General features: G+C 73.2%; 10 protein-coding genes. 9 read left to right on the top strand and 1 reads right to left on the bottom strand.

The window, feature by feature from the left end:
* The first annotated feature begins 231 nt into the window (after window positions 1-231).
* On the top strand, window positions 232-1,650 hold the full coding sequence (locus Saso_RS14795; protein WP_189918358.1) for an NAD-dependent malic enzyme: 1,419 nt from the start codon (window positions 232-234) through the stop codon (window positions 1,648-1,650).
* Window positions 1,651-1,944: 294 nt separating this feature from the next.
* Window positions 1,945-2,226, top strand: coding sequence for an HU family DNA-binding protein (locus Saso_RS14790; protein WP_004000874.1), 282 nt, complete (start codon window positions 1,945-1,947; stop codon window positions 2,224-2,226).
* A gap of 176 nt (window positions 2,227-2,402) precedes the next feature.
* On the opposite strand, the gene murA is transcribed toward Saso_RS14790, so the two are convergent.
* Entirely contained in the window at window positions 2,403-3,749 is a 1,347-nt protein-coding gene (gene murA / locus Saso_RS14785; protein WP_189918356.1) for a UDP-N-acetylglucosamine 1-carboxyvinyltransferase, read from the bottom strand.
* 290 nt (window positions 3,750-4,039) lie between these two features.
* On the opposite strand from murA, the gene Saso_RS14780 reads away from it, so the two are divergent.
* The 7 genes from Saso_RS14780 to Saso_RS14750 all read left to right on the top strand — a co-directional run bounded on the left by Saso_RS14780 (window position 4,040) and on the right by Saso_RS14750 (window position 12,822).
* Entirely contained in the window at window positions 4,040-4,612 is a 573-nt protein-coding gene (locus tag Saso_RS14780) for a YqgE/AlgH family protein (RefSeq protein ID WP_189918354.1), read from the top strand.
* Window positions 4,613-4,651: 39 nt separating this feature from the next.
* Window positions 4,652-4,951 carry a DUF3039 domain-containing protein gene (locus Saso_RS14775; RefSeq protein WP_078616040.1) on the top strand — a complete coding sequence of 100 codons (300 nt, stop codon included), beginning with the start codon at window positions 4,652-4,654 and terminating at the stop codon, window positions 4,949-4,951.
* Window positions 4,952-5,694: 743 nt separating this feature from the next.
* Window positions 5,695-7,341 (top strand): beta-N-acetylhexosaminidase, encoded by a 1,647-nt coding sequence (locus tag Saso_RS14770; protein ID WP_189918352.1) that lies wholly within the window; start codon window positions 5,695-5,697, stop codon window positions 7,339-7,341.
* Window positions 7,342-7,578: 237 nt separating this feature from the next.
* Window positions 7,579-8,472: an FAD binding domain-containing protein gene (locus Saso_RS14765; protein WP_189918350.1), complete on the top strand. Its 894-nt coding sequence runs from the start codon at window positions 7,579-7,581 to the stop codon at window positions 8,470-8,472.
* On the top strand, window positions 8,469-10,343 hold the full coding sequence (locus Saso_RS14760) for a (2Fe-2S)-binding protein (protein WP_189918348.1): 1,875 nt from the start codon (window positions 8,469-8,471) through the stop codon (window positions 10,341-10,343). Before Saso_RS14765 ends, Saso_RS14760 begins: the two co-directional genes overlap by 4 nt.
* Entirely contained in the window at window positions 10,340-12,649 is a 2,310-nt protein-coding gene (locus Saso_RS14755; RefSeq protein WP_189918346.1) for a xanthine dehydrogenase family protein molybdopterin-binding subunit, read from the top strand. The genes Saso_RS14760 and Saso_RS14755 overlap by 4 nt, the downstream gene beginning before the upstream one ends.
* Entirely contained in the window at window positions 12,646-12,822 is a 177-nt protein-coding gene (locus tag Saso_RS14750; RefSeq protein WP_189918344.1) for a hypothetical protein, read from the top strand. The genes Saso_RS14755 and Saso_RS14750 overlap by 4 nt, the downstream gene beginning before the upstream one ends.
* The last annotated feature ends 36 nt before the right edge of the window (window positions 12,823-12,858 follow it).

Raw genomic sequence — 12,858 nt, 5'->3', positions numbered from 1 at the left:
CGTCGCTACGAGCGACCACTTGCCGCGAGGCGAGCATGGCGGGCCGGTGTCATGAACGTCGGGAGAGGCCCGCACCACACCGTGGTGCGGGCCTCTCGCCGTGCCCGCCCCCTTCGTCGAGATTCATTGAGAACAAAACGATCGCAATCCGGGGCGGCTTTCACGTACTCGTCGGTAGGTGCGACGATCGGACGGCAAACCCGCGACCCAGCAGTGCAGAGGAAGTCGGCCATGGCAACGGCGCCCAGCGTCTCCTACTCGATCACGGTCCGTCTGGAGGTGCCCGCGAGCGGAACGGCGGTCTCCCAGATCACCACGGCCGTGGAGTCCCACGGAGGCTCGGTGACCGGCCTCGACGTCACCGCGTCCGGCCACGAGAAGCTGCGGATCGACGTCACCATCGCCGCCACCTCCACCGCGCACGCCGACGAGATCGTCGAGCAGCTGCGCGGCATCGAGGGCGTCACCCTGGGCAAGGTCTCCGACCGTACGTTCCTGATGCACCTCGGCGGCAAGATCGAGATGGCGTCCAAGCACCCCATCCGCAACCGTGACGACCTCTCCATGATCTACACGCCGGGTGTGGCCCGCGTCTGCATGGCGATCGCCGAGAACCCCGAGGACGCCCGCCGCCTCACCATCAAGCGCAACTCCGTTGCGGTCGTGACGGACGGCTCGGCCGTGCTGGGCCTGGGGAACATCGGTCCGAAGGCCGCGCTGCCGGTCATGGAGGGCAAGGCCGCGCTGTTCAAGCGCTTCGCGGGCATCGACGCCTGGCCGCTGTGCCTGGACACCCAGGACACCGACGCCATCGTCGAGATCGTCAAGGCGATCGCCCCCGGTTTCGCGGGCATCAACCTCGAGGACATCTCCGCGCCCCGCTGCTTCGAGATCGAGGCCCGGCTGCGCGAGGCCCTCGACATCCCCGTCTTCCACGACGACCAGCACGGCACCGCCATCGTCGTCCTCGCCTCCCTCACCAACGCCCTGCGCGTGGTGAACAAGGGCATCGGCGACGTGCGTGTCGTCATGTCCGGCGCCGGCGCGGCCGGCACCGCGATCCTCAAGCTGCTGCTCGCGGCCGGTGTGAAGAACGCGGTCGTCGCCGACATCCACGGCGTCGTCCACGCGGACCGCGAGGACCTGGTCGACGCGGCCCCCGACTCGGCGCTGTGCTGGATCGCCGACAACACCAACCCCGAGGGCCTCACCGGCACCCTGAAGGAGGCCGTGCGCGGCGCGGACGTCTTCATCGGCGTCTCCGCCCCGAACGTCCTCGACGGCGACGACGTGGCCGCCATGACCGACGACGCGATCGTGTTCGCGCTCGCGAACCCGGACCCCGAGGTCGACCCGGCGATCGCCCGTCAGACGGCCGCCGTGGTGGCCACCGGCCGCTCCGACTTCCCGAACCAGATCAACAACGTGCTGGTCTTCCCGGGCGTCTTCCGCGGCCTGCTCGACGCGCAGTCCCGCACGGTCAACACGGAGATGATGCTCGCGGCCGCGAAGGCCCTGGCGGACGTCGTCAGCGACGACGAGCTCAACCCGAACTACATCATCCCCAGCGTCTTCAACGACAAGGTCGCCGGCGCGGTGGCCGGCGCGGTCCGCGAGGCCGCGAAGGCCGCGGGAGTGTCGGCCTCCTAGTTCGGGGCACGCGTGGGGCGGGGGCTGTGAGTATCGCCACGGCGGCCCCCGCAACGGCGCGTCGCGGAACGTCGCGCCGGGAACAGCCCTCTAGGGTTGCGCCCGACCCAACCGCCCTCCGTGTGACTCCCAAGGGTTGTCTCACGGCTCCGTGCGGGTGCCGGATTGGCTTTCGCGCCGCTGGTAGGGGCAGGATGCGTCTCTGGGCGCGTGCACAACGACTTTCGCTGTGCCCAACATGCGGCTCCGCCGCGTGGCACGCCGCAACGGCAAGAAGAACACGGGAGTAACAACATGAACCGCAGTGAGCTGGTGGCCGCGCTGGCCGACCGCGCCGAGGTGACCCGCAAGGACGCCGACGCAGTGCTGGCCGCGTTCGCCGAGGTCGTCGGCGACATCGTCTCCAAGGGCGACGAGAAGGTCACGATCCCCGGCTTCCTGACCTTCGAGCGCACCCACCGTGCCGCTCGCACCGCCCGCAACCCGCAGACCGGCGACCCGATCCAGATCCCGGCCGGCTACAGCGTCAAGGTCTCCGCGGGCTCGAAGCTCAAGGAAGCGGCCAAGGGCAAGTAAGCACTCCCCGGGAGTGCCGTGGGTAGCTGCGGGCCGCCTGTGACCGGCCGCGCAGTTCCCCGCGCCCCTTCGGGGGCACGTCCGCCGCAGGGCGCGCACAACGCCGATGGGGCGGCCACCCGGATCCGGGTGGCCGCCCCATCGGCGTTCTCGCTGCGGCCGCGGGGCCGGGCGGGCTAGCCGAGTGCCTTGCCGGGCAGCTCGACCTTCGCGCCGAGCTCGACGAGCTTCTCCATGAAGTTCTCGTAGCCGCGGTTGATGAGGTCGATGCCGTGGACCCGGGAGGTGCCCTGGGCCGCGAGGGCGGCGATCAGGTACGAGAAGCCGCCGCGCAGGTCGGGGATGACCAGATCGGCGCCCTGGAGCTTCGTGGGGCCCGACACGACCGCGGAGTGCAGGAAGTTGCGCTGCCCGAAGCGGCAGTTCGAGCCGCCGAGGCACTCGCGGTACAGCTGGATGTGGGCGCCCATCTGGTTGAGCGCCGAGGTGAAGCCCAGCCGCGACTCGTACACCGTCTCGTGGATGATCGACAGGCCCGTGGCCTGCGTCAGGGCCACGACGAGCGGCTGCTGCCAGTCGGTCTGGAAGCCGGGGTGGACGTCCGTCTCCAGCGCGATCGACTTCAGCTGGCCGCCGGGGTGCCAGAAGCGGATGCCCTCGTCGTCGATCTCGAAGGCGCCGCCCACCTTCCGGTAGGTGTTCAGGAACGTCATCATCGAGCGCTGCTGGGCGCCGCGGACGTAGATGTTGCCCTCGGTCGCCAGCGCGGCGGACGCCCAGGAGGCGGCCTCCAGGCGGTCCGACAGGGCGGCGTGGTTGTAGCCGCCGAGCTTGTCGACACCGGTGATGCGGATGGTGCGGTCGGTGTCCATCGCGATGATGGCGCCCATCTTCTGGAGCACGCAGATGAGATCCTCGATCTCCGGCTCCACGGCCGCGTTCGAGAGCTCGGTGACGCCCTCGGCGAGCACGGCGGTCAGCAGGACCTGCTCGGTCGCGCCGACGGACGGGTACGGCAGCGTGATCTTCGTGCCGCGCAGCCGCTGCGGTGCCTCCAGGTACTGGCCGTCCTCCCGCTTCTCGATCTTCGCGCCGAACTGGCGCAGCACGTCGAAGTGGAAGTCGATGGGCCGGCCGCCGATGTCGCAGCCGCCCAGACCGGGGATGAACGCGTGCCCGAGGCGGTGCAGCAGGGGCCCGCAGAACAGGATCGGGATCCGGCTCGAGCCCGCGTGGGCATCGATGTCGGCGACGTTGGCGCTCTCCACGTAGGTCGGGTCGAGCACCAGCTCGCCCGGCTCCTCACCCGGACGGACCGTCACCCCGTGCAGTTGCAGCAGGCCGCGTACGACCCGCACGTCACGGATGTCGGGAACGTTGCGCAGCCGACTCGGCTCACTGCCCAGCAGGGCGGCGACCATGGCCTTGGGTACGAGGTTCTTCGCACCGCGGACACGGATCTCGCCCTCGAGCGGGGTGCCGCCGTGGACAAGCAGTACGTCGTCAGAGCCGTTGACGGTCATGTATCTCGCGTTCCATGGATGGTGGATTGGGGCAGGGGCCTTGGTGTCGGAGGCAGGGCCAGAGGAGACAGAGTAATCGCCGTCGCCCCCTGTCCCGTAAGCCCGAGGACCACCCAGGAACGTCATAGCTGTGTCACAACACGAACCGTTTCCCGTCGGGCACATGGGGTCACCGTCGGCCTCCTCGCGGGTGCGTGCGCCCGGACCGCTTCCGTGCGCCCGACCTGCCCTCACCCCGGTACCCCGGATTGCCGTCCCACTGCACGGGAAGATGCGGGATCATGTCAGGCATGACCGAGGTGTCCTCGCTCACAGGGCGGCTGCTCGTGGCAACGCCCGCCCTGGCGGACCCGAACTTCGACCGTGCGGTGGTGCTCCTTCTCGACCACGACGAGGAGGGCTCCCTCGGTGTCGTCCTCAACCGCCCCACGCCGGTGGGTGTCGGCGACATCCTGGAGGGCTGGGCCGACCTCACCGGTGAACCCGGCGTCGTCTTCCAGGGCGGCCCGGTGTCCCTCGACTCGGCCCTCGGGGTCGCCGTCGTCCCGGGCGGCGCGGCCGCGAACGGCACGCCGCTCGGCTGGCGCCGGGTGCACGGCGCGATCGGCCTCGTCGACCTGGAGGCCCCGCCGGAGCTCCTGGCCTCGGCCCTCGGCTCGTTGCGGATCTTCGCCGGATACGCCGGCTGGGGCCCCGGGCAGCTGGAGGACGAGCTGGGGGAGGGCGCCTGGTACGTCGTGGAGTCCGAGCCGGGCGATGTCTCCTCGCCGTCGCCCGAGCGGCTCTGGCGCGAGGTCCTGCGCCGTCAGCGCAACGAGCTGGCGATGGTGGCGACGTACCCGGACGACGCCTCGCTCAACTGACGGACGAGCTTCGCACCGGGTTTCAGTACCCTTGGCGCCATGAGCACTCTTGAGCCTGAGACCCAGCCCCAGCGAGGCACTGGGACGGGAACCCTCGTAGAGCCGACGCCGCAGGTGTCGCACGGCGACGGGGACCACGAGCGCTACGCCCACTACGTCCAGAAGGACAAGATCATGGCGAGCGCCCTCGACGGGACGCCCGTCGTGGCGCTGTGCGGCAAGGTCTGGGTGCCCGGCCGCGACCCGAAGAAGTACCCCGTGTGCCCCATGTGCAAGGAGATCTTCGAGTCCATGGCGGGCGGCGGCGACGACAAGGGCAAGGGCGGCGACAAGAAGTAGCCCCCTGGGATTTTCCGGGGCCCCCGGGACGCGCTGTGCCGCGTCCCGGGGGCTTTTGGCGTCCCGGCCCCTTGCCGGGACGCCCGGGCACTCCTTAGCCTTCGGGGTGTTGTGCGGTGCGAAACGCGCATTGCGCAGGGTGCAACGCCTGGAGGGCCGTGCCGTGGAGCTCCCCGTCCGGCCGGCCGCGCCGCGGGAGGGGGAGCGGTGAATCCTCCGCGGATGCCCGGCGGTCCGACCGCGGACTCCGGCGCCGTGCGGGAATTCCCTCCCCGGTGTTCCGCGGCGGCGCGAATTCGACCGCCCTACCCCCGCCGCCCCCGTGACCGGGGTCGCCGTGACGACCGCCCGGCGCCACCCCCGCGATTCCTCCCGCGGCCGCCGTCACCCCATTCCGGTTCGGCTTCCGGAGAGATCCGCCCGCCGTGTTTGCGGCGTCCCGGAAGGCGCCCGCAAGGGCGCTCGCGATCCGACGTTCTCCGCCTGCCGGACTTCGGCCGGCCGAACGCCCCGCAGGCCCTGATCCCGCCTCACATCGCCTTCTCGCCGCGCTTCACGACCTGGTTCCCGGAACGCGCCGGAAAGCGTTTCCCGGCGGGTCCGTTTCCCGCTCGCGCCGCCGTGTCCGGTACGCGTGAACGCGTTTTCCGTCATCTCCACCAGGAACCGCCCGGATCCCGGTGTTCTTCGTACTCGTACAGCGACGGCCGGTCCGCGACCGGACGGAGCGGTAAAGGACCGGCGTGATTTCCGAAACGGACCTCGTTCCCGCGCCACGCGTCGTGGAAGGCCCCGCGCGGGGTGCGTTCCTCCTCGGTGAGGACACCGTCCTGTGGGCCGCTCCCGGCACGCAGACCACCGAACGCTGGCTGCGCGGCACGCTCGGGGCGGCACTCGGTCTGCCCCTGCGACCGGGCCCGCAGGACGCCCGCCACTCCGTACGGCTGCGTCTGGACGACGCGTTCGGGGCCGAGGCGTACCGGCTGAGCGTCCTGCCCGACCAGGGCGTCGAGATCCGCGGCGGAGGCCCGGCCGGGGTGTTCTGGGGCGCCCAGACGCTGCGGCAGTTCCTCGGCGCCGACGCCTTCCGGCGCGCGCCCGTGCGGCCCGGGGCCGGCCGCGCCGTCCCGTACGGGGTCGTCGAGGACGGCCCCCGGTTCCGCTGGCGGGGCCTCATGCTCGACGTCGCCCGGCACTTCATGCCCAAGGACGGTGTGCTGCGCTACCTGGACCTGATGGCGGCGCACAAACTCAACGTCTTCCACTTTCATCTGACGGACGACCAGGGCTGGCGGATCGAGATCAGGAGGCATCCGCGGCTGACCGAGGTGGGTTCCTGGCGGGCGCGCACGAAATTCGGCCACCGCGCCTCACCCCTGTGGGAGGAGAAGCCGCACGGCGGCTTCTACACGCAGGACGACATCCGGGAGATCGTCGCCTACGCCTCCGAACGGCACATCACCGTCGTCCCCGAAATCGACGTCCCCGGCCACTCGCAGGCCGCGATCACCGCCTATCCGGAACTCGGCAACACCGACCTGGACACCGCCTCCGGCGAGCACGCCGCGGCCCTCTCCGTATGGGACACCTGGGGGATCAGCCCGCACGTACTCGCCCCCACCGACAACACCCTGCGCTTCTACGAAGGAGTCCTCGAAGAAGTACTGGAGCTGTTCCCCTCGGAGTTCGTCCACCTGGGCGGCGACGAATGCCCCAAGGACCAGTGGCGGCGCTCCCCGGCCGCGCAGGCCCGCATCGCGGAACTCGGACTCGCGGACGAGGACGGGCTCCAGTCCTGGTTCATCGGCCACTTCGACCGCTGGCTCACCGCGCGCGGACGCCGGCTCATCGGCTGGGACGAGATCCTCGAGGGCGGGCTCGCCGAGGGCGCGGCCGTGTCGTCCTGGCGCGGCTACGCGGGCGGGATCGCCGCCGCGCGGGCCGGGCACGACGTCGTGATGTGCCCCGAGCAGCACGTCTACCTGGACCACCGGCAGCACGGCGGCGCGGACGAGCCCGTGCCCATCGGGTTCGTGCGCACCCTGGAGGACGTCTACCGCTTCGAACCCGTTCCCGCGGAGCTGACGCACCGGGAGGCGCGGCACGTGCTCGGTACGCAGGCCAACCTCTGGACCGAGGTGATGGAGGACCACACGCGCGTGGACTACCAGGCCTTCCCCCGGCTCGCCGCCTTCGCCGAGGTCGCCTGGAGCGCCCTGCCCGCCCCGCGGGAGCGGGACTTCGCCGGCTTCGAGCGGCGGATGCGGTCCCACTACGGCCGGCTCGACGCGCTGGGCGTCGGCTACCGCCCGCCCGCCGGCCCCCGGCCGTGGCAGCGGCGGCCCGGTGTCCCGGGGCGGCCGATCGACGGCCCGCCTCCCGCGCGGTGACCCCGCGCGGCACGGAGAAATCCAGCCAGGATCACCGAAGAGTGGCAATCCGTACGCACCGGTGATGCCGTGCGAAAACGGACCATCTCCGCGATGAGGTGGGCGAATGCCTCCTAGCGGACCCCCGCGTTCGGGTGTTGCGAAGATGTGCCAGAGTTGCCACGTCCGCCCTGTCAGCACGTACCGTACGGCAGCACAGGTGGGACCAGGTGGGGCAGCGGGAAGGGGCAGCCGGTTTTGACCACGCACGCACCGCAGGCGGGGCAGGCCGTCACGCTGCCCACGACTCTGGACGAGGCCGTGGCGGCGCTGGCCGCCATGCCCGCAGCCGTGCCGGTGGCCGGCGGCACCGATCTGATGGCCGCCGTCAACTCCGGACAGCTCAGGCCCACCGCGCTGGTCGGCCTCGGCCGCATCAGCGAGATCCGCGGCTGGCAGTACCAGGACGGCCACGCGCTGCTCGGCGCCGGACTCACGCACGCGCGCATGGGCCGCCCCGACTTCGCCGCCCTGATCCCGGCGCTCGCCGCGGCCGCGCGCGCCGCCGGCCCGCCGCAGATCCGTAACGCGGGCACCCTCGGCGGCAACATCGCCTCGGCCGCCCCCACGGGCGACGCGCTGCCCGTGCTGGCCGCCCTGGAGGCGACCCTGATCATCGCGGGCCCGGGCGGAGCCCGCCGTGAGATGCCGGTGTCGCACCTGCTCGCCGGCATGGAGATGCTGCGCGGCGGTGAACTCATCGGCTACGTGCGTGTGCCGCTGCTGCACGCCCCGCAGATCTTCCTGAAGGCCACCGGACGCACCGGGCCGGGCCGCGCCGTGGCCTCCGTCGCCCTGGTCCTCGACCCCGCCCGGCGCGGCGTCAGATGCGCCGTCGGGGCCATAGCGCCGATGCCGCTGCGGCCGCTCGACGCCGAGCAGTGGGTCGCCCGGCTCATCGACTGGGACAACAACCGCACGATCGTCCCGGAGGCCCTGCACGCCTTCGGGGAGTACGTCGCCGCCGCCTGCATCCCCGACGCGGTGCCGGACGTGGACGGCTCCGTGCCGGAACTTCCGCCCGCCGTACTGCACCTGCGGCGCACCGTCGCCGCGCTGGCCCGACGAGCACTGGGGAGGGCGCTGTCGTGACCGACGACCAGCACGGACCCGGACACGGACCCGGACAGGAAGAGGGCCGTGGCCGCGGCACGCCGCCCGGCGGCAGCCGCTGGGACCCGCTGCCCCAGGGCGACTACGACGACGGCGCGACCGCCTTCGTCAAGCTGCCCGAGGGCGGCATCGACGCCTTCCTGGCCGCGCGCGGCGACAGCCCGCTCGCCGCGCCCGGACACGGGTACGTGCCGCCGCAGATAGCGGTGACGCCCCCCGCGGACACCGACGCGACCTGGGCCGCCCCGGCCGGCGGCTCCGACTGGCCCGCCCCGCAGGGCACCCCGCAGACGGTCGGCGACGACCGGTTCACGTACCACCCCGGTTCGACCGGCCAGTGGGCCTTCGAGGACACCGCGTCCGCGCAGGGCGCACCGCCGGCCGCCCCCGGGCACGACGTGACGGGCCAGTGGTCGATCCCCGTCGCGGGCGGCGACCTGCCCGACGAGTCCGGCGAGTTCACCACGTCGGCGCTGGTCGAGCAGTGGGGCGGCACGCCCCCGGCCACCCTGCCCGGCGGCGCGGCCGCTCCGTGGGCGACCGGCACCACGGACCACGGCGGCGCCGACCGCGCCTGGGAGACGCCCACCGGCGAGAGCGACGCGCTCGCGCCGCCGGCGACGGACCTGCCCGCCTACGGGCACACCGCGGACCACGGTCCCCTGACCGCGGACCTCGACGCGCGCCACCGGGCCGCGGAGTTCGACACCCGTCACCCCGTCGCGGACCCCGGGGGGAGCCACCCCGCGGGCGAGCACACCGGGCAGTACACCCACCTGACCGGGACGTACGCCCCGGAGGTCTCCGCCGAGGCCTACACCGTCGCCCCCGAAGGACCCGGCTCCGCCCCGGACGACGCCCGGCGGGCCGCTGAGGCCGACGGGACGGCCGCGACGCCCGAGGACCCCGCGCAGGCCCACGAGGCCCCGCAGGAGCCCGCGGAGGCCGCCCACGGCCCCGCGGAGCCCCCCGCCGGCCCCGCCGCCGCGCACGACGGCGCACACGGCCCCGCCGACCCGGACGAGGACCCGTCCGCCGCGCCCCTCGCGGACGCCCCGCACGACCCCGCCGCCGACCCGGCGCCCGCCGACACCGCACCGGAAGGCGCCGCGGACCCCGGGTCCGCCGGCACCGCCGAGCCGGGATCCGAGGAGCCCGCGGCCGAGGAGGCCGCCGGGGAGCCGGACGACGCCCCGGCGCCGCTCCTGGAGGAACACCCCCTCGCCGCCTACACGCTGCGCGTCAACGGCTCCGACCGGCCCGTCACCGACGCCTGGATCGGCGAGTCGCTGCTCTACGTCCTGCGCGAGCGGCTCGGCCTCGCGGGCGCCAAGGACGGCTGCTCGCAGGGCGAGTGCGGCGCCTGCAACGTCCAGGTCGACGGACGGCTCGTCGCCTCCTGCCTCGTCCCGGCCGTCACCACCGCCGGCAGCGAGATCCGCACGGTCGAGGGCCTGGCCGTCGACGGGCAGCCCTCCGACGTGCAGCGGGCGCTCGCCCGGTGCGGGGCCGTGCAGTGCGGCTTCTGCGTGCCCGGCATGGCGATGACCGTGCACGACCTGCTGGAGGGCAACCCGGCGCCTTCGGAGCTGGAGACCCGCCAGGCCCTGTGCGGCAACCTGTGCCGCTGCTCCGGGTACCGCGGCTTCCTGCGCGCCGTCCAGGACGTCGTCGCCGAACGCGAGGCGCACGCGGCCGCCGACGCCGAGGCCGACGGCGACGAGGCCCGCATCCCGCACCAGGCCGGACCCGGCGCCGGAGGCGTCCACGCGTCGGCCTTCGAGAACCCCGCGCAACCCCACCCGCACGACCCGTCGTACGGACAGGGCCAGGACGGAGGCCAGGCGTGAGCAACGAGACAGTCACCACGACGACGTCCGTCGATCCCGTCCCGGCCGCCGAGGCGGTCCCGCACGGCCTCGGCGTCTCCCTCCAGCCCGCCGACGCGCGGGCCAAGACCGAGGGCACCTTCCCGTACGCGGCCGACCTGTGGGCGGAGGGCCTGCTGTGGGCGGCCGTGCTGCGCTCACCGCACCCCCACGCGCGCATCGTGTCCATCGACACGACACACGCGCGTGAGATGCCCGGCGTCCGGGCCGTCGTCACCCACGAGGACGTGCCCGGCCGCGCCCTGCACGGCCGCGGCAAGGCCGACCGCCCGGTCTTCGCCTCCGACGTCGTACGCCACCACGGCGAGCCCCTCGCGGCCGTCGCCGCGGACCACCCGGACACCGCGCGCATGGCGGCGGCGGCCGTCATCGTCGAGTACGAGGTGCTCGACCCGGTCATCGACCCGGAGCAGGCCTTCGAGGCGGAGGCGCTGCACCCCGACGGCAACCTGATCCGGCACATCCCGCTGCACCACGGCGACCCGGCCGCGGCCGGCGAGATCGTCGTCGAGGGCCAGTACCGCATCGGCCGCGCCGACCCCGCCCCGATCGGCGCCGAGGCCGGCCTCGCCGTGCCCCGTCCCGACGGCGGCGTGGAGCTCTACCTCGCCTCCACCGACCCGCACTCCGACCGGGACACGGCCGCCGCCTGCTACGGCCTCGAACCCGAGCGCGTGAAGATCGTCGTCACCGGCGTGCCCGGCGCCACCGCCGACCGCGAGGACCAGGGCTTCCAGCTCCCGCTCGGCCTGCTCGCCCTGAAGACCGGCTGCCCGGTGAAGCTCACGGCCACGCGCGAGGAGTCCTTCCTCGGCCACGCCCACCGCCACCCCACGCTGCTGCGCTACCGCCACCACGCCGACGCCGAGGGGCGGCTGGTGAAGGTCGAGGCGCAGATCCTGCTCGACGCCGGCGCCTACGCCGACACCTCCGCCGAGGCGCTGGCCGCCGCCGTCTCCTTCGCCTGCGGCCCCTACGTCGTCCCCAACGCCTTCATCGAGGGCTGGGCGGTCCGCACGAACAACCCGCCGTCCGGCCATGTCCGCGGCGAGGGAGCGATGCAGGTCTGCGCCGCCTACGAGGCGCAGATGGACAAGCTCGCGAAGAAGCTCGGCGTGGACCCGGCGGAGCTGCGCCTGCGCAACGTCATGGCGACCGGCGACGTGCTGCCGACCGGCCAGACCGTGACCTGCCCGGCCCCCGTGGCCGAACTCCTCCAGGCCGTGCAGGAGTTCCCCCTGCCGCCGCTGCCCAAGGACACCCCCGAGGAGGACTGGCTGCTGCCCGGCGGCCCCGAGGGTGCGGGCGAACCCGGCGCGGTGCGGCGGGGCGTCGGCTACGGCCTGGGCATGGTGCACATGCTGGGCGCGGAGGGCGCCGACGAGGTCTCCACGGCGACCGTGAAGGTCCAGGACGGCATCGCCACGGTCCTGTGCGCGGCCGTCGAGACGGGCCAGGGCTTCACGACGCTGGCCCGCCAGATCGTCCAGGAGACGCTGGGCGTCGACGAGGTGCACGTGGCCCCCGTCGACACCGACCAGCCCCCCGCGGGACCCGGCTGCCGGGGCCGCCACACGTGGGTGTCGGGCGGCGCGGTCGAGCGCGCGGCGAAGATGGTCCGCACCCAGCTGCTCCAGCCCCTGGCGCACAAGTTCGGCATGTCCACGGAGCTGCTCCAGATCACCGACGGCAAGATCACCTCGTACGACGGCGTCCTGTCGACGACCGTCACGGAGGAGATGCACGGCAAGGAACTGTGGGCGACGGCCCAGTGCCGCCCGCACCCCACCGAGCCGCTGGACGCCGCGGGCCAGGGCGACGCCTTCGTCGGCCTCGCCTTCTGCGCGATCCGCGCGGTCGTGGACGTCGACATCGAACTCGGCTCGGTCCGGGTCGTCGAGCTCGCGGTCGCCCAGGACGTCGGCCGGATCCTGAACCCGGCGCAGCTCGCCGCGCGCATCGAGGCGGGCGTCACCCAGGGCGTCGGCATCGCCCTCACGGAGAACCTGCGCACCCCGAGGGGTCTCGTCCGGCACCCCGACCTCACCGGCTACGCGCTGCCCACGGCCCTGGACGCCCCGGACATCCGGATCGTCAAACTGGTCGAGGAACGCGACGTCGTCGCCCCGTTCGGCGCGAAGGCGGCCAGCGCGGTCCCGGTGGTGACCTCGCCGGCGGCCATCGCCTCCGCGGTGCGCGCGGCGACGGGACGTCCGGTGAACCGGCTGCCGATAAGGCCGCAGGCCGCGGTGGTGACGGACCGGTGAGCGACCGGGAGCCGGACCCGGCCGCGGCTCCGGTTGCGTCCGCGGACGGGGGCGTGGCGCCGGGTGTCCGGCAGTACGAACCAGCGCCCGGGGTGGGCAGGCTGCTGATCTGGGTCCTGCTCTTCGTGCTGGCGGCGGTGGCCGTGGTGCTCGGCGGCGTCTACTTCACCTGAGTTCACCTGAGCGGTGAACCCCCCTGCGGGTGATTT

Origin of the sequence: Streptomyces asoensis, assembly GCF_016860545.1 — a bacterium.
In the GTDB taxonomy this organism is placed as follows: Bacteria; Actinomycetota; Actinomycetes; order Streptomycetales; family Streptomycetaceae; genus Streptomyces; species Streptomyces asoensis.
The sequence above is the reverse complement of the archived record's forward strand: the minus strand, read 5'-3'. Positions and strand labels throughout refer to the sequence as shown.

Bases quoted from the DNA above. Each gene is read 5' to 3' on its own strand.
- Saso_RS14795 (WP_189918358.1), top strand. From the start codon at position 232: ATGGCAACGGCGCCCAGCGTCTCCTACTCGATCACGGTCCGTCTGGAG.
- Saso_RS14790 (WP_004000874.1), top strand. From the start codon at position 1,945: ATGAACCGCAGTGAGCTGGTGGCCGCGCTGGCCGACCGCGCCGAGGTG.
- murA (WP_189918356.1), bottom strand. From the start codon at position 3,749: ATGACCGTCAACGGCTCTGACGACGTACTGCTTGTCCACGGCGGCACC.
- Saso_RS14780 (WP_189918354.1), top strand. From the start codon at position 4,040: ATGACCGAGGTGTCCTCGCTCACAGGGCGGCTGCTCGTGGCAACGCCC.
- Saso_RS14775 (WP_078616040.1), top strand. From the start codon at position 4,652: ATGAGCACTCTTGAGCCTGAGACCCAGCCCCAGCGAGGCACTGGGACG.